At 68.0% G+C, this 17397-nt stretch carries 12 protein-coding genes; 8 read left to right on the forward strand and 4 right to left on the reverse strand.

Annotation, left to right across the window (positions count from 1 at the left end):
* Nucleotides 1-74: 74 nt before the first annotated feature.
* Nucleotides 75-1646 carry a PAS domain-containing sensor histidine kinase gene (locus A7X12_RS01745; RefSeq protein ID WP_064309921.1) on the forward strand — a complete coding sequence of 524 codons (1572 nt, stop codon included), beginning with the start codon at nt 75-77 and terminating at the stop codon, nt 1644-1646.
* 4 nt (nt 1647-1650) lie between these two features.
* On the opposite strand, the gene A7X12_RS01750 is transcribed toward A7X12_RS01745, so the two are convergent.
* The 3 genes from A7X12_RS01750 to A7X12_RS01760 all read right to left on the reverse strand — a co-directional run bounded on the left by A7X12_RS01750 (nt 1651) and on the right by A7X12_RS01760 (nt 4366).
* On the reverse strand, nt 1651-2010 hold the full coding sequence (locus A7X12_RS01750) for a response regulator transcription factor (RefSeq protein ID WP_064309922.1): 360 nt from the start codon (nt 2008-2010) through the stop codon (nt 1651-1653).
* A gap of 96 nt (nt 2011-2106) precedes the next feature.
* Nucleotides 2107-2751, reverse strand: a complete 645-nt coding sequence (locus tag A7X12_RS01755) for a response regulator transcription factor (protein ID WP_064309923.1) — start codon at nt 2749-2751, stop codon at nt 2107-2109.
* 106 nt (nt 2752-2857) lie between these two features.
* A complete protein-coding gene (locus tag A7X12_RS01760) occupies nt 2858-4366 on the reverse strand; it encodes a hypothetical protein (protein ID WP_157105470.1) in 1509 nt (502 codons plus the stop codon).
* Nucleotides 4367-4563: 197 nt separating this feature from the next.
* On the opposite strand from A7X12_RS01760, the gene A7X12_RS25815 reads away from it, so the two are divergent.
* Together A7X12_RS25815 and A7X12_RS01770 are read left to right on the forward strand one after the other, a co-directional pair.
* Nucleotides 4564-7191 carry a transferrin-binding protein-like solute binding protein gene (locus tag A7X12_RS25815; protein ID WP_064309925.1) on the forward strand — a complete coding sequence of 876 codons (2628 nt, stop codon included), beginning with the start codon at nt 4564-4566 and terminating at the stop codon, nt 7189-7191.
* On the forward strand, nt 7188-8501 hold the full coding sequence (locus A7X12_RS01770) for a surface lipoprotein assembly modifier (protein ID WP_064309926.1): 1314 nt from the start codon (nt 7188-7190) through the stop codon (nt 8499-8501). Before A7X12_RS25815 ends, A7X12_RS01770 begins: the two co-directional genes overlap by 4 nt.
* A 9-nt stretch (nt 8502-8510) precedes the next feature.
* On the opposite strand, the gene A7X12_RS01775 is transcribed toward A7X12_RS01770, so the two are convergent.
* On the reverse strand, nt 8511-9395 hold the full coding sequence (locus A7X12_RS01775; RefSeq protein WP_064309927.1) for a restriction endonuclease: 885 nt from the start codon (nt 9393-9395) through the stop codon (nt 8511-8513).
* A 120-nt stretch (nt 9396-9515) separates the two neighbouring features.
* On the opposite strand from A7X12_RS01775, the gene A7X12_RS01780 reads away from it, so the two are divergent.
* From A7X12_RS01780 to A7X12_RS25360, 5 genes are all read left to right on the forward strand, one after another.
* Nucleotides 9516-10250, forward strand: a complete 735-nt coding sequence (locus A7X12_RS01780) for a hypothetical protein (protein ID WP_064309928.1) — start codon at nt 9516-9518, stop codon at nt 10248-10250.
* Nucleotides 10247-12499 carry a hypothetical protein gene (locus tag A7X12_RS01785; RefSeq protein ID WP_064309929.1) on the forward strand — a complete coding sequence of 751 codons (2253 nt, stop codon included), beginning with the start codon at nt 10247-10249 and terminating at the stop codon, nt 12497-12499. The genes A7X12_RS01780 and A7X12_RS01785 overlap by 4 nt, the downstream gene beginning before the upstream one ends.
* Nucleotides 12500-12899: 400 nt before the next feature.
* The gene (gene uvrA, locus A7X12_RS01790; protein WP_064309930.1) at nt 12900-15914 is read left to right on the forward strand and encodes an excinuclease ABC subunit UvrA; all 3015 of its coding nucleotides are present in this window, start codon (nt 12900-12902) and stop codon (nt 15912-15914) included.
* 20 nt (nt 15915-15934) lie between these two features.
* On the forward strand, nt 15935-16777 hold the full coding sequence (locus tag A7X12_RS01795) for a hypothetical protein (protein WP_157105471.1): 843 nt from the start codon (nt 15935-15937) through the stop codon (nt 16775-16777).
* Complete coding sequence (locus A7X12_RS25360) at nt 16777-17283, forward strand: hypothetical protein (protein WP_157105472.1); 507 nt, start codon at nt 16777-16779, stop codon at nt 17281-17283. The genes A7X12_RS01795 and A7X12_RS25360 overlap by 1 nt, the downstream gene beginning before the upstream one ends.
* Nucleotides 17284-17397 lie beyond the last annotated feature (114 nt).

The following is a 17397-nucleotide window of genomic DNA, read 5'->3' on the forward strand; positions in this document are numbered from 1 at the left end:
ACCCCCAAAAGGGGGGTACCGCGTCGCTCGCCTTGGGCTGGTGACATCGCAGTCACCACGGCATCCTTCCTCCCATGTCGGATTTCGGGGATCGAGCCAGGGGCGGCGGCAGCGTCTCCCTGTCGGGCGTGACGCGGCTGCGCACCAGCCTGGACGGCGCCCGCCTCCGCGCGCTGGCCGCCGCGCTGCTCGCGCTCGGCATCTTCTGGATCGACAGCTTCACTAGCTTCCACAGCGCGATCGCGACGCTGTACGTGCTCGTGCTGCTGCTCGCCGGTGCGAACCTCACCCGGCGGCAACTGCTCGGCTGGGCGGTGACCTGCGCGGCGCTTACCCTGACAAGCTTCGTCGTCGTGCATCGCGATGCGCCCGCGACCGAAGCCGTGCTGCGCCTGCTGGTGAGCATCGCCGCCAATACGGTCACCACTGCGTTGCTACTCCACCGCATCACGCTGGACCAGCGCATGGCGCGCGAGGAGCGCCGCTATACGACGATGACGGACACGCTGGCAGTCGCGATCTGGGAGCATGACTTCAGCTGCGTCGACGCAGCGATCCACGCGCTGCGGGCGTGCGGCGTCACCGATCTGCGCGCCTATCTCCGCGCGCATCCCGAATTCGTCGTCGAGATCCGGCGTCAGGTCCGCATCACCGACGTCAACAAGACCGCACTTGAACTGATGGGAGTACCGAACAAGGCTGCCTTCTTCCGCAAGCTTAGCGATTTCCTCCCCGAAACCGACGCCAGCTTCGCTGATTGCATCCTCGCGATCGACGAGCGGCGGCCGATGTTCCAGGCCGAGACCCAGGTGATCGCCGCCGACGGCACGCCGATCGACATCATCATCGCCTTCAGCCTCGCGCCGGGCACCTGTCTAGCGCACGTGCCCGGCAGCATCCTCGACGTCCGCCAGCGCAAACGGCTGGAAAGCACCGTCGAACGTACGCGCATGGAGCTGGAACGCGTTCAGCGCACCGTGGCGATCGGGGCGATGTCGGCTTCGATCGCACACGAGATCAACCAGCCGATCTCCGCGCTGCAGAGCTATGCCGATTCCGCCGCCCGCTGGCTCGCCCGGCCCGAGCCGGACCTGGACGAAGTGCGGCTGTCGCTCGCCGGGCTCAACCAGGCGGTCGCGAACGTGCATGCGGTGATCCAGCGGGTTCGCTCGCTGGTCGGCGGCTCGCAAGGGGAGATGGCGCCGCTCCGGCTCGGCACGCTGGTCGCCGACACGCTTGCCATCGCCGCGCGCGACCTCGACGCGCACGGCGCGCGCATCCATGTCGCGGCGCTAAGCGAGCCGACGGTGGTCGGAGACCGGATCCTGCTCAAGCATTTGCTGCTCAACCTGATCACCAATGCACTTCAGGCGATGGAAAGCGCCGGCATCGCCGACAAGCGCATGGACCTGACGCTGCACGCGAACGACGATCACGTCCTGCTGCTGCTGCGGGACCATGGCCCAGGCCTTTCCACCGACATCACCGAGCCGTTCGAAACCTTCGCCACCACCAAGCCCGGCGGCATGGGACTGGGCCTGTCGATCTGCCGCTCGATCGTCGAGCTGCACGATGGGCGGATCGCGCTCAGCAATCACCCCGATGGCGGTGCGCTCGCCGCGATCGAGCTGCCGATCGCCGCCTGATCCTTTAGCGGACCGCTGCCGCCAGTGCGTCGGAGAGGAGATCGGGATTGACCGGCTTGTCCAGCAGCGCGACCAGATCGAGCGCTTCGGCGCGCGCGCGCAGTTCGTCGGTCAGATAGGCGGTCATCAGGATTACCGGCACCCGCGATCCGCGCTCGCGCAGCATGTGGCGCAATTCCAGCCCCGAGCGCCCCGGCATCTGCATGTCGGTCAGCACCACATCGGTATCGGCGGGGCTCGCGTCGAGATAGGCGTCGGCGGAGGGATATTGCGCCGTGCGATAGCCGAGCGACCGGATCAGGCTCGCCGCCGCATCCCGAACCAGGGCATCATCGTCCACCACGGCAACCAGGCTATCCGGCACGCGCTACGCTCCTTGCACACCGGGGCATCCGGTACTTTGGGCAAAAGTAGGGAGCGCGAACCCGACTGTAAGCTATACGCCTGTTTATTCGGGAATCTACGCATTTGCAGATTGGGACGTAAGCCCTTCGGCCGCGCGCACCAGATCCGGCACCGTGCGCAGCCCCATCTTGCGCATCAGGCTGGCGCGGTGGAGCTTCACGGTGATCTCGGCGATGCCCAGCTCGCCGGCGATCTGCTTGTTGAGCAGGCCCCGCACCACCCCCTCCATCACCTGGCGCTCGCGGGCGGTGAGCGTGGCGAAACGCTCACGCATCGCCGCGGCATCGCGATAGGCGCTCCGCCGCTCGGCGGCACGGGCGAGCCCGGTGTTGACCGCGTCGAGCAGATCCTGGTCGCGGAACGGCTTGGTCAGGAAGTCTACCGCGCCCCCCTTCATCGCCTTGACCGACATGGGAATATCGCCATGCCCGGTGAGGAAGATCACCGGCAGGTCGACGCCGCGCTCAACCAGCCGGTCGCGGCATTCGAAGCCGCCCATGTGCGGCATGCGCACGTCCACCACCAGGCAGCAGGGCGTCTCCGGCAGCGGCGCATCCAATAATTCCTGGGCCGAGCCATAGTTGCGCACGGCGAAGTCGACCGAGCGAAAGAGCGAATCGAGCGCACCGCGTACCAGCGGATCGTCGTCGACGACCAGCACCACGGGCTGCGCTTCGGAAACGGGGGCGACGCGGGTCATGCTGCGATCCTTTCGCAACAACCGGTGCGCGAGCGCAACTTTGGCGGCAAGCCCGAATGGGGGGATGGCTCCCCCCCTCGAATGGGCGTCCGCCCCGCTTCTGCCGCTACTCGCTGCGCGCCTCCATCCTCCCCCGCACCGCCGGGGACACCGAACGCGCCTCCGGCCGGGGCGGCGGGGCGGGCCTGGCCGCCGGCGCCACATGGGGGGCCGGCGGCGGTGGTGCCGGTCGCGCCGGCGCCGGTGCAGGCGCGGCCCCGCCACCGGCGTCGATGCGGCCCTGCCGCGCCCAGCCAGGCGACATCCAGCCGCCGCCACGTCGGGGCGGCTCGCCCTGTGCCCCGGCGGGCGGCGGCGGCGCGGCGGGTGCCGTGCCCGGCGGCGATCCGGGCTGCGGCGCAGCACCGCCCGGCCGGCCACCCTGCCAGCCGGGTCGAGGTCCCTGCCAGCCGGGTCGAGGTCCCTGCCAGCCGGGTCGAGGTCCCTGCCAACCGGGGCGGCCTGGGCCGTCGCCATCGGGGCGCGGCGGTCGCCCGACCGATCCGTCCGGGCGCGGCCGTCGAGGGCCGCCGGGCCCCCAGCCATGCCAGCCCGGGGCACCGGCTGCCGGCGGCTGACCGGGCGCACCGGCGGCCGGGGGCTGCGTTCCGGGCACGGTGCCGGGCGGGGGTGCGCCGGGAACCGTGCCCGGCGGTATCGGCGTCGGGCGTGTGCCCCCATGCGGGCGGTCGGGACGCACGCCCCCCTGCCCGCCCGGCAGTCCACCCCACATCCAGGGGCGCCCGGGCCGCCCATCGCCGGGGCGCGGCGGGGCGGGCTGGCCGGCGACCGGCGGTCGTGGTGGGCGCGGCGGCTGCGCGCCATAGGGCGGACTGCCCGGCCGCGGTGGGCGATGCTGCCAGCGATGCCCTAGTCCCGGAGGCGGCGGCCCCTGGAAGCCGCCGTTCCGCCACTGCGCGAAGGCTGCGGCCATCGCGGCGCGGCGGGCGCGCTCCTCGGCCCAGCGGCGCTGCTCGGCCAGCGCATAGCCGTCGTTGCGGTAGCGCCAGCCCGAATCCCAGCCCGAGTCGATACCGACGAAGAACAGGTTGAGGTCCGCCCAGCTCGTGGTGTCGACGGGCGACCATTGGCGGTCGAGCAGCGCGCTCCGCACCCGCCGACCGCGCTGGTACAGCCGTTCGCCTTCCCCCAGCCATCGGGCGCCGTCATAGCTCGAAAGCAGCGTCCCGCCGCCGTCATAGACCGCCGCGACATTGCCGTCCTGGAAGCCGAAGCTGCGATCCGCCTCGCGTACCAGGAACGGGCCGCGCTCGCCAGGCGCGAAGAAATAAGTGCGCGCGCCCTCGGGCCGCTCCTCCACCACCACCCAATAGCCGTCGCGGGTCTCCCAGGCGACCGGGCTGCCGCCGTCGAAGCCGAAGCTGTAATCGGGCGGGGCATCGCCAATCGTGTCCCACAGCGCGCGGGCGCGGTCGATCCAGCGATAGGCATCCTCGCCCTCGGCATCGACGGCGGCGGAACTCGCCGAGACGACCCGGGCATTCTGTGCGAAGCCGGCATCGGTACAGCCGCAGAGCAGCGCCAGGCCGCCCGCGCCGCATAGAAATCGTTGCATCCGCACCATTACATCACCCCGTACATATCTTGTTGCCGACAGCATCGTCCGAACGCGGTGAACAAAGCCTGACGGACGTGACAAAGCATTGCGCTGAAGCACTTAACGGCAAAGGCGAATGCCGCCTTAACCAAAACTTATCACCCCCCGCCGCATAGCCGGACTCGATGGTTAACGCGTACTTACGAGGATTCGGCATGAAGCGCGCAGTCGTGCTCCCGACAATGGTTTCAGCCCTGGCGTTGCTTGCGGCGTGCAGCGGCGGTGGCGGTGGCGGCGGCGTGTCGTCGACGCCCGCGGCACCCAGCCCCAGCCCGGACACCTCGCCCGCGCCGAGCCCGAGTCCGAGCCCATCGCCTGCGCCGAGCCCCACGCCTGCGCCGACGCCAACGCCTGCTCCAACGCCGACGCCGACGCCGACCCCGACGCCTACTCCAACCCCGACGCCGACACCCGCTCCCACTCCGACGCCAACGCCGACGCCGACGCCGACGCCAACGCCCACCCCGACACCCAGTCCGACCCCGGCGGCGACCTCCCCCCAGATCAACGCGTCGCTGCTGTCGCTTACCCAGACCGAGGCGTTCGACAACAACGCCGCGGGCTTCGCGGGCACCTTCTATCCGGACGCCCGCTCCTGCGGCTGCCTGTCTGCGACGCTGGGACTTACCATTCGCTTCGATGCGGCGACGAGCGGCTACACCGTCAGCGACGGCGTCAATACCGAGACGTTCCTTCCCGGCGACGTAGACTCCAGCCAGTCGAATTCCGTGCTGCGCGTGTATCGCCATGCCGGGGCGAACAGCGACTATACGCTATCGCTTACCCTGCCCGGCACCAGCGGCACGCTGACCTACCAATATGCCGGTGCAGGCTTCTGGCAGCGCGCAGATTTCGACGCGAGTGGCAACGCCGCGCTGCGCTTCGATGCCTTCACCTATGGCGTGGAGACGCCCGTCACCGCCCTGCCCCGCCTGGGCAACGGCGCCTATGCGGTCGATCTGGTCGGGTCGCTCGGCTATGGCGTGCCCGAAAGCCTGGTCGGCAGCGGCACGCTCAACATCGATTTCCTGCGCGGGGTGATCGTGACCAGCGGCGCGGTGCGGGAAGTATCGACCACCACCGGCAACACCATCACCACCTCGGTGTTCACCGGCCTCGGCCAGCTCGCCTCGAACAGCAACGATTTCGCGGGCATCTTCGCCTTTTCGGGCGGCGACCTGAACGGCCAGATGAATGGCCGCTTCTACGGCCCGGGCGCGCAGGAAGTGGGCGCCTCGTGGAGCGCCGCCAATGCCGATGGCCGCGCCGCCGCCGGCGTGCTGATCGGCCGCCAGTCGGGCGCGCAGACCGGCAATACCGGGCTCGACAATCTCACCGCCGGCCAGATCTTCACCGGCGAGACGACGGCGCTCGCCGCCGCCTATGACGGCACCAGCGGCGCGCTCAACAGCGCTTCGGTGGCCGCGCAGCCGGTGATCGTCAGCTATGATGCGGCCTCGGGCAATTATACGGTGATCGCCGGCGCCCGCAGCGGCGTATTCCCCGCCAGCCCCACCGCCGGCACGCCGGACCAGCTGACGCTCGATGCGCTGAACGGCCTGCGCTATGTCCGCGCCGGGCGATGGGCGACCACGGCGAGCGGCAACGGCGTCAACGCCTATCTCACCGACGCTTTCGCCTTCGGCATGCCGACCACCGTCGCCGGCCTGCCGCGCACCGGCTCGGCCAGCTACGATGTCCGGCTCGCCGGCGCGCTGGCGGATGGCGGCCAGCCGGGCCCCTATACGCTGAGCGGCACCGGCACGCTGACGGCCGATTTCGCCAGCGGCGCCATCGCCACCAACGGCACCGCGACCGCAAGCTTCATCGATGCGAGCAACGCCACCACCACCGCCAATGGCAGCTTCACCGGATCGGCTACGCTGTCCAGCAGCGCCAACAGCTTTTCCGGCAACCTCAACCTCGCCCTGTTCGCCGGCTATAACGGCGCGCTGGTCGGCCACTTCTATGGTCCCAACGGCGAGGAAGTCGGCGCCAGTGCCGCGCTGACCGATGCCGCAGGCGAGGCTGCCGCGATCAGCCTGGTCGGCGGCAAGTCGGTGGGCAGCAGCGCCGCGGGCGCCGTGCTCGCCGCGCCCGACTTTTCGGGCGACGCCGCCAACGGCTATGGCGTCGTCGGCCTGCCCGGCCTTGCCGAGACGTTGGTACTGCTCACCGCCGCCGATCGCGAGGCGATCACCAGCGATGTCGGGTTCGATGTCTACCGCAAGACGCTCGCCGCCGGCGCGGTGCAGGCGCGGATCTACGATGCGGGCAAGGGTCCGCTCGCGCTCAGCTATGCCAGCTTCGCCGAGCTCGCCTATCTGGCGAATACCGCGCCCGCGGGCAGCGATCCGCAGCGTTGGTACCTGCCCTTCGGCCAGCGTACGACGGCCGACCAGATGCCGCGCACCGGCACTGCCAGCTATACCGGCCTGGTGTTCGGCACCGGCACGGCGGGCGGCGCCAGCTACACGCTGGGCGGCACCAGCGGCTTCGCGGTCGACTTTGCCCGCGCCAGCGCCAGCGGCAGCCTCACCATCACCGGCGCCGGAGCGGCGGGCAGCCGCGACTTCGGCAGCTTCGACTTCAGCGGCGCAGGCGTATCGGCCAACGGCTTCACCGGCTCGCTGAACGCCGCGGGCGGCTCGGGTAGCCTGACCGGCTGGTTCTTCGGTCCGCAGGCGCAGGAGATCGGTGCGAAGTTCGATGCGGTCCGCACGCTGGCGAATGGCGACAAGGCGGTTCTCAACGGCGCAACGCTGGCTAAGAAGGCGCAGTGACCCACAGGACGCTGCTCTCCCTCGCGCTGGCACTGCTCGCACCGCTGCCGGCGCTTGCCCAGGCGACCGCGCAGCGGCAGGTCTCGGCGGTCGAGCTGTTCGCGCTGGCCGCCAAGGCCGAGACGGGCGGCCAGCCGGGCGATGCCGAGACCATGTACCGCGCCCTCGCCAAGGACCCGGATGCCGAGGTCCGCGCCGAGGCCCGTTTCCGCCTTGGCCAGCTGCTCGAGCGGCTCGGCCGCAAGCGCGAGGCGGCGACAACCTATCGTGCACTGCTCGACGAGAAGCCGGATGCCGCCCGGGTGCGGCTGGAACTCGCCCGGCTGCTCACGCAGATGGGCGACGAGGGCGCCGCGCGTCGTGAACTGCGCCAGGCCCAGGCCGGCGGCCTCCCGCCACAGGTCGCGCAGCTCGTCGATCAGTTCGCCGCCGCGCTCCGCTCACGCAAACCCTGGGGCGCCAGCCTCGAGGTTGCGCTGGTGCCGGACAGCAACGTCAACCGCGCCACCGATGCCGCGACGCTCGACACCGTGCTCGCCCCGCTCCAGCTTTCGCGCGACGCCCGCGAGCAATCCGGGATCGGCGCGCATGCGGGCGGCCAGCTCTACGCCCGGGTGCCGATCGCCGAGAATCTGTCGCTGGTCCCCCGCGTCTCCGGCCAGGGCGATTTCTACCGCCAGGCCCGGTTCGACGACGTCTCGACCTCGGCGCTGGTCGGTCTTGAATGGAGCCTCGGCCGTGACCGGCTGCGCCCCTCGGTGGGCGGCACCCAGCGCTGGTATGGCGGCACCCCCTATGCGCGTACCGCTACCGCCGCGCTGGATTGGCAGCACCCGCTCGGCAGCAAGGCGCAGCTCACCACCAGCGCGACGATCGCCGACACCCGGTATCGCGGCAATGCGCTGCAGAACGGTGTGCTGCTCAACGGCGCGGTCACCTATGAGCGTGCCTTCAGCGCCCGCGCGGGCGGCAGCATCACCGTCTCCGCCACGCGCCAGACCGCCAAGGACCCCGGCTATGCCACCGCCTCGGGCGCGGCGAGCCTGCTCGGCTGGCGCGAATTCGGCCGTACCACCGTCTATGCCACGGCGGGCCTGCGCCGGCTGGAAGGCGATGCCCGACTGTTCCTGTTCCCCGAACGCCGCAGGGACTGGAACATCAGCCTCGGCGCCGGCGCCACCTTCCGCCGTCTCCAGATCCACGGCTTCGCGCCGATCGTGCGGCTCGATTGGGAACGCAACCAGTCGACCGTCGGCATCTACGACTATAGCCGCAAGGCCGCGACGATCGGATTCACCCGCGCCTTCTGAGCCCCACGCTCAGATCTCCGCGAAGAAGTCCGGCTGCACCCGCACCCGCTCGATCACGACCGGCTCCACCCGCACACCCATCGCGCGCTCCTTGAGCAGTTCGCACAGCGCCGCGCCGTCGATCAGGTCGATCGCCGGGGCGCCGTCGCGGGTGGCCTCCCGCCTGGCATCGGCGGTAAAGCTGCCGGTGGTAAGGATCAGCCCCTTGTCCGCCCGCCCCTGCATCGCCCCGCGGAAGTCGCGCACCGTCGGCGACGACACCGACCCTGCATAACGCTTGCACTGGAACAGCACGTGGAAGCTGATCAGGTTCATCCGCAGCACGCCGGTACCGTCGATACCGCCGTCGCCGGAACGCCCGGTCACCTCCACCTTCACGAAGCCGCTTTCGCGCAGCAGCCGGTGGCACAGCCGCTCGAACGCAGCGGGGGTCAGCCGGCGCAGCACCGATAGCAGCTGGTCCGCCCAGTCGGCACTGCCTTCGGCGATGTCGTAGAATTCCGACAGCGCTGTCGCCGAACCGCCTTCCTCCCCGCCGGGCGGCCGCTTGCGAAAGGCGGCGCGCGCGACCTTATGCGCATCGAGTACATGACGCTTCACGTCCTCGGCCCGGTTTTCGGCCGCGCGCCATCCTTCCTCGGTCAGCAGCCACACCCCGCGCCCGCCGCTCTCCACCAGGCCCGCATTCTTGAGATAGGTCCGCGCCCAGGACATGCGATCCGACACGATCGGCGCACCGCTTTTCGGATAGGTCTCGTGCAGCAGATTTTCGTGCAGGCCCAGCCGGGCGATCAGCGCATCCTCGATCTCCTCGACGGCGCCCGATCCGCCCAGATCGCGCAGGATCTGCAGCGTGGGTAACATATAGTCCGCATATTTGGGCATCTGTGGCATTGCGTACGCTCCCCCTAACGTGGCGCGGCACCCTCCCCTGGCGCGCGCCGGATGCGGCGATGCTTGCATGCAACCCCTGCCAAAATGATGCATAGCCATGCCGTCTGCCCCCGGAGCCCCATGCGCCGCCTTCTCCCACTGCCCCTGCTCCCGCTCCTCGCGCTCGCCGCCTGCAAGCCCGCGACGGCCCCGCCGAAGCTGATCGTCTGGGCCTGGGAACGCCCCGAGGACCTTCGCTTCCTGCCGGGGGATGCCGAAGTGGCAGTGCAGACCGGCTTTCTCGAGCTTTCCGGCGATAACTTTCTCGCCCGGGGCCGCCGCTATCCGCTGCGTACCGGTCGCCAGCCGGGCACCGCCCTGGTCCATATCCAGATCGATGATTCCCGACCGCTGCACTGGACGCCGATGCTGCGTGCCCGCGTTGCCGCCGCCGTGCTCCATTACGCCCGCGTCGTCCCCGCCCCACGCGTCCAGATCGACTTCGAGGTGCGGCAGTCGCAGCGCCGGATTCTCGCCGACCTCCTGCACGACGTCCGCGCCGGCCTCCCGCGCGGCACGCCGCTCTCGATGACTGCGATCGCCAGCTGGTGCCAGGAAGACTGGCTGGGCAGCCTGCCCGTCGACGAAATCGTGCCGATGCTGTTTCGCATGGGCCGCGGCGATGCCTCGATCCGCGCGCGCATCGAGGGTGGCGGCGACTGGACCGAACCCGCCTGCCGCAAAGCGCTCGCAATTTCCGCCGACACCCCCATTGCCCGCGCGCCCGCCGGGCGTAGGATCTACCTGTTCGCACCGCAAAGCTGGACTCCCTCCACCTTCGATGCGGTACGCAAAAGGGTGGAGCAGTGGCGATGAAGCGCGGGTGGTGGCTGGCGGCGGCGGCAGGCATGGCGGTGCTGGCGGGGACGCAGGCGGTCGGCTCGGGCGATCCGGGGCCGCTGCTCGATTACGTAACCAGCCACGCCCTGCACCCGATCGATCGCGCCGCCCTGGCCGCCGGTCGGGTCGGCATCGTCAAGCCCGATGCGCCCGCCGCGGTCCGCTATCTCGACTGGCGGCTGCTCAACGGGCTCGATACCGGCGCCGACGTCACCGAACAGCTCGCCACGCCCTGTTGCGGGGACTGGCAGGATCTTACCGGCGCGTGGCTCGCCGCCCGCCGCGAGGTGCCCGGCGTCGCGACGGACCTCTACTGGATCTCCACCGAGCGCGACGGCCCCAATTACACCTCCATCCCCACCTGCTTCGGCGACGCCTTCACCACCGCCGCCGCGACGCTGAAGGCACGGGTCGCCGCCCATGGTGCCGGATCGCCCTGGGTCCGCGCCTGGGTGGCCGGGCAGGATGCGGTGTTCGCCGCGTGCAGCAAGCCCGGCGTCTCGCTTCCGCCGCTCGATCCCGCCGCCCCCGCCTGGCTGCGGGCGGACCGGCTGTACCAGCAGGCCGCGCTCGCGCTGTATGACGGTCGCCTTGCCGATGCCGACCGGACCTTCGCCGACATCGGCCGCGATCCCCAGTCGCCCTGGCAGAAGCTGGCGCTCTACCTGCAGACCCGCACCGCGCAGCGCGCCGCCCTCACCACCCGCGATCCCGCCGCCTTCGCGCGCGCCCATGCCGCCATCGCCACCCTCGCCGCCGCGCCGGACGGCACCTATGGCAAGGGCGAGATCGGGCGGATGCAGCAGGTGCTCGACTATAACGAGCACCCCGCCGCGCTGCGCGACCGGCTGGACCAGGCACTGAACGCCAAGCCCGCCACGCCGGACATCGCGGTGAAGTTCAAGGATTACTGGAGCCTTTCGAACGACAAGGCCGAGCGGCCCGAGGCCGCCGACTGGATCGCCACGCTCGGCACCCGTGATCGTGCCGAGGGTCTCGCCCATGCGACCGCGCGGTGGCAGGCCACCCACCGCAATGCCTGGCTGCTCGCCGCGCTGAGCCTTGCCGGGCGAACGGACGCGGGCGCCGCCGCGCTTGCCGACGCGGCCGGGCGCGTGCCGGCCGACGATCCCGCCTGGCTTACCGCCCGCTATCATTGGCTGCGGCTCCGCATGGGTAGCGGAGCGGACGCCCCGCTGCGCGATCAGGCCGATGCGATCCTCGCGCGGACCGATCTCACCCCATCCGACCGCAACATCTTCCTCGCCATCCGCACCCAGCTGGCCACCAGCCTCGCCGATTTCGCCACCCATGCGCTGCGCCAGCCCTATTGCCAGGAAGGCCAGGCCGATTGCCTGGGCTATGCCGGCGCGATCAGCGACGGACAGCTTGCGCGCCGGGGGGCGGGCTGGGTGGCGTTCGGCTCGGACGCCACACTGCTGATCGATCGCCTGCCACTGCCCGTTCGGCTCGAGCTTGCCCGCTCCACCGATCTGCCGACCGAATTGCGGCTGGATCTGACGCTCACCAACTACACGCGGGCAGTGCTGCTACGAGACGACGCGGCGGTGGATGAGACGGCGCGCGCGCTCGTCACGCTGCTGCCCCAGGTGCGCGGCGACTGGCAGCGGATCCTGCGAACCGCGCCGGGCGCCGACAAGCGCTTTGCCGAGATCTTCGTGATGACCAAGATCCCCAGCCTGCGCGCCGATCTTGCCGACTATCACCGCCCTTCCGGCACCACTGCTTCGTTCGGCGGTTATTGGGAAGCATGGCTGGTGCAGCCTCCGCGCGGCCCGAATGCCCTTCGCTTCCCACCCGCCGGCGCCTATGGCGATGGCTGGTGGAACCGCCGGGAGTCGGGCTCGGACGATTCCGCCGTCGACCGCACCTGCGACAGCAAGTGCGGCGCCCCCTTCCCGATCCATCTCGCGCCCTTTGCGGTGCCACTGCAGGATACCGCCCTGCGCGAGCGGAGCGCCTATCGCACGATCGCGGACCTGCCCGAGGGAACGGCCGGCGGCAAAACCCTGTGGGAAGCGGCGCTGGCCTATGTCGCCGCGCATCCGAAGGATCCGCGCGCGGGCGAGACGCTGTATCGGCTGATTCGCGTAGGGCGCTGGGGCGGCAACGCCAACCAGATGGGCAAGCGCGCGTTCCGCCTGCTCCACACCCGCTACCCCGGCACAATCTGGGCCAAGCGCTCGCCCTATTACTACAACTGAGCCAGTCCCGCTCGGCGCGACGAGCAAGCATCGCTGGTGGCGGTAGCGGGTGCAGACGGGGAAGCAGCGGGGCATCGGCGGATGGCGGGGTTTGGGTACCGGCAAATGCAGCGGGCGGGCGTGTCCAGCCCCCCGGCCTGAACATGCCCGCCCGCGTGGATGCCAGGCTTCCCCCGAAGCGCGGCACCCCCGGTAGACCCGTCGCGCCGCGAGCCAATGGGAAAAACTCCGGCGCTGACAGCGCTATACGTCGGCTGGGTCACGCGGTCCTGTGACGGCCGTCACGCCAACGCAACGGTGCCTTCCGACGCGCTGCACCATCGTCCCCCTCGCAGCGGCGGCATCGACTTCCTATCTCCGCTACTGGAAAACCATTCAGAACAAAGCTAGAACCTCGTCTATGGCACTCACCACGATCTCCGTCCGCGGCGCGCGCGAGCATAATCTCAAGGGCGTCGACATCGACATTCCCCGCGACACGCTGACGGTCATCACCGGGCTGTCGGGGTCGGGCAAGTCGAGCCTCGCCTTCGACACCATCTATGCCGAGGGGCAGCGCCGCTATGTCGAGTCGCTCTCGGCCTATGCGCGCCAGTTCCTCGAGCTGATGCAGAAGCCCAATGTCGAGCATATCGAGGGCCTCAGCCCTGCCATATCGATCGAGCAGAAGACCACCAGCCGCAACCCGCGCTCGACGGTGGCGACGGTCACCGAGATCTACGACTATATGCGCCTGCTCTGGGCGCGGGTGGGCGTACCCTATTCGCCCGCCACCGGGCTGCCGATCAGCGCGCAGACGGTGAGCCAGATGGTAGACCGCGTGCTGGCGCTGCCCGAGGGCACCCGGCTGCTGCTGCTCGCCCCCGTCGTGCGCGGCCGCAAGGGCGAGTATCGCAAGGAACTCGCCGAATGGCAGAAGGCCGGGTTCAGCCGTGTCCGCATCGACGGCGAAATGTACCTGATCGAAGAGGCCCCGGCGCTCGACAAGAAGTTCAAGCACGATATCGAGGTGGTGGTCGATCGCCTGGTGGTGCGCGACGATATCGGCACGCGGCTGGCCGAGAGCTTCGAGACGGCGCTCAAGCTGGCCGAGGGGCTGGCCTATGTCGACCTGGTGGATACCACGGTCGAGGCGCTGCAGGGCGCGGGTGCAGTGGTACGAGAAGCACCCCAGACGTTCGCAGCCGAAGGACAGGACGGCCCCCACCCCAACCCCTCCCCTGAAGGGGAGGGGCTGAAGAAGCAGAAGGGGATGAAGAACACCGGCATCCCCGACAACCGCATCGTCTTCTCCGAGAAGTTCGCCTGCCCGGTCTCCGGCTTCACGATTCCCGAGATCGAGCCCCGGCTGTTCTCGTTCAACGCGCCCCAGGGCGCCTGCCCGGCGTGCGACGGCCTCGGCGAGAAGCTGGAGTTCGACGAGGACCTCGTCGTCCCCAACCACGATCTCAGCATCAAGAAGGGCGCGGTGGTGCCCTGGGCCAAGTCCAACCCGCCCTCGCCCTATTACATGCAGGTGCTGGGCAGCCTCGCCCGCGAGTTCGGCTTCAGTCTCGACACGCCGTGGAAGGACCTGCCCGGCGAGGTCAAGCTGATCATCCTCCACGGCACCGGCGGCAAGGCCGTCACCCTCACCTTTGTCGACGGCCGCAAGAGCTACGACGTCAAGAAGCCGTTCGAGGGCGTGATCGGGAACCTCAACCGCCGCATGCTGCAGACCGAGAGCGCGTGGATGCGCGAGGAGCTGGGCAAGTACCAGGCCTCCCACCCCTGCGAGGTGTGCGGCGGCGCGCGCCTCAAGCCCGAGGCGCTGGCAGTGAAGGTCGCCGGACAGGACATCGCCTATGCCACCCATCTCTCGGTGGTCGACGCGCTCGGCTTCTTCCAGACCCTGCCCAAGACCTTCACGCCGCAGCAGCGCGAGATCGCCCGCGCGATCCTCAAGGAAATCGACGAGCGGCTCGGCTTCCTCAACAATGTCGGGCTCGACTATCTCAACCTCGATCGCACCTCGGGCACCTTGTCCGGCGGCGAAAGCCAGCGCATCCGCCTCGCCAGCCAGATCGGCAGCGGGCTGTCGGGCGTGCTCTACGTCCTCGACGAGCCGAGCATCGGCCTGCACCAGCGCGACAACGACATGCTGCTCGCCACGCTCAAGCGCCTCCGCGACCTCGGCAACACCGTGCTCGTCGTCGAGCATGACGAGGATGCGATCCGCACCGCCGACTATGTGATCGACATGGGACCGGGCGCCGGCGTCCATGGCGGCGAGATCGTCGCCAAGGGCACGCTCGACGAGGTGCTGGCCACCGAGGGCAGCGTCACCGCCGACTATCTCAACGGCACCCGCGAAGTGCCGCTGCCGGCCAAGCGCCGCAAGGGCAACGGCAAGAAGATCACGGTGCACAACGCCGTCGCCAACAACCTCAAGGGCGTCACCGCGAGCATCCCGCTCGGCACCTTCACCTGCATCACCGGCGTCTCAGGCTCGGGCAAGTCCAGCTTCACGCTCGACACGCTCTATGCCTCGGCCGCGCGCCAGCTCAACGGCGCGCGCGTGCTCGCCGGCAAGCACGACAAGATCACCGGGCTGGAAAACTGCGACAAGGTGATCGACATCGACCAGTCGCCGATCGGCCGCACCCCGCGCTCGAACCCGGCGACCTATACCGGCGCCTTCACCAACATCCGCGACTGGTTCGCCGGCCTCCCCGAGGCACAGGCGCGCGGCTACAAGCCCGGCCGGTTCAGCTTCAACGTCAAGGGCGGCCGGTGCGAGGCGTGCCAGGGCGACGGCGTGCTCAAGATTGAGATGCACTTCCTCCCCGACGTCTATGTCACCTGCGACGTGTGCCACGGCGCGCGCTACAATCGCGAGACGCTGGAGGTGAAGTTCAAGGGCAAGTCGATCGCCGACGTGCTCGACATGACGGTGGAAGACGCGGTCGAGTTCTTCAAGGCCGTGCCGCCGATCCGCGACCGCATGGCGATGCTCGCCGAAGTGGGCCTCGGCTATGTCAAGGTGGGCCAGCAGGCGACGACGCTGTCGGGCGGCGAGGCGCAGCGGGTGAAGCTCGCCAAGGAACTGGCGCGCCGCGCCACCGGGCAGACGCTGTACATCCTCGACGAACCCACCACGGGCCTGCACTTCGAGGATGTGCGCAAGCTCCTGGAAGTGCTCCACGCGCTGGTGGAACAGGGCAACACGGTGGTGGTGATCGAGCACAATCTCGACGTCATCAAGACCGCCGACTGGATCCTCGACCTGGGGCCCGAAGGCGGCGTGAAGGGCGGCGAGATCGTCGCCGAAGGCACGCCGGAGCAGGTGGCGAAGGTGCCGGGCAGCTACACCGGGCGGTATCTGGCGCCGTTGCTCAAGCCGCGGGGAGGTGACAGGAAAGTCGCCGCAGAGTAGCCTTCCATAGCGGAGGGGCTATGTTCTACATTCACGTTCTTCGAGTTAAATGCGAACGCCATTCTCAAGAGGACTTTTTAAGGTCAATCAGCAATCCCGTGGACGTCATTACGAAATCCTTTCAGGCCAAGCCTACGGCTGACGTCGGGAGGGGCTCGGAATGGCACATTGGGAATGTGGAGGCCATAAAGGGCGGCGGTATAGCCTTCGCAATGGGTCGAACTCAGGCGGTTACAACGCCTCAGTTTGATTGGAGAACTCATGACTTCCTGGAGGAAGAGGCTATGCGCGCACCTTTCACGGTGGGCGTATTCGACCAAGACACCCAGGTTTGCGGCATCATCCGGAAGAGCGGCGTGTCTCAAAATATCAATGAAATCGGGATGAAACTCGCGAGACTGCTTAACTCAACCCCGTACCCCCGCGATTCAAACAGTCAAATAGTGGTTGAGCCAATACCCGACCCTATAAACTTTATTGAGGCTATTCATTCTGCAGCTGCTGTTACGAGATTCAGCTTCACCGTCAGCCGACCCAACCCCCATGACGTGAATAGGCTGATCCAAGGGCCCGCCAAAGAGTTCACTGAAAAGTCTGGCGGCGAGAAAACGAAGATTGAGGTTGAGGGAGCTGACCTTGACCGCGACCTTATTGAGGATGTTGCAAAGGCAGTTGCTGCAGATGGAGAGCAGGCAGCTGCCAATATCAAAGAGAATGAGCGCAGCCGTTCCAAGCGAATCTACCTGAGCGGAAATCCGGTCATTGAAAGGGTTGACCCCGGGGAGGACAAATCGATTTTCGAGGCAATTTTGGAACGCGCAAGGTTCGCATACCGACGCGTCCGCGGACCAGTGGAAAACTAATGGATAGTTTCTGGAAATGGCTATTTGTAAGGAGAGAAAATTCTCCTGCCGGTTTCCGGAATGTAGTCAATTTTTACCTATTACTTCATGCATCGATTGCGATCATTGCAACGTTACTGATTCGAAGCGATCCTTTCTCTTTTGCATCGAAAGCCCTTTTCCCAGCAACCTCGATTTTTATTGGCATGTCGATGGCTTGGACAACTCGCGCATCGACCATTCTCCAAACCAAAGAGCTCCGAGAGGCCCTTTTTAGGAACGATCGATCAGCCGAAGAATATATTTATGGCTTTCAATTAGCCATACTTATAATTCTTCTGATGGTTGGCTTTGTGGCCGTGATGGCCGGGGGCGGAATCAGGATACGCGTTTTCGGAGGTCATATCGATACACTCTTATCGGGATTTTGGCTGTACTTTTTAATTAGCCTTTCGATCCGAGAGTGTTGGGGCGTTATTAATTTCACTAACATGCTAAGTTTGCTTGAATACAAGCGAACTAAGTAACACGCAGCGCTCTTAACGCTGCATCCACTAGCGTAGCAGCGGCTGGATGCGTCGGCAGCCTGACGGAGGGGGACGCCGGAACCTCGCCAGCGTCGGGCTTCCTCCCCCTCCGTC

Source organism: Sphingomonas sp. TDK1 (assembly GCF_001650735.1).
GTDB lineage: Bacteria > Pseudomonadota > Alphaproteobacteria > Sphingomonadales > Sphingomonadaceae > Sphingomonas.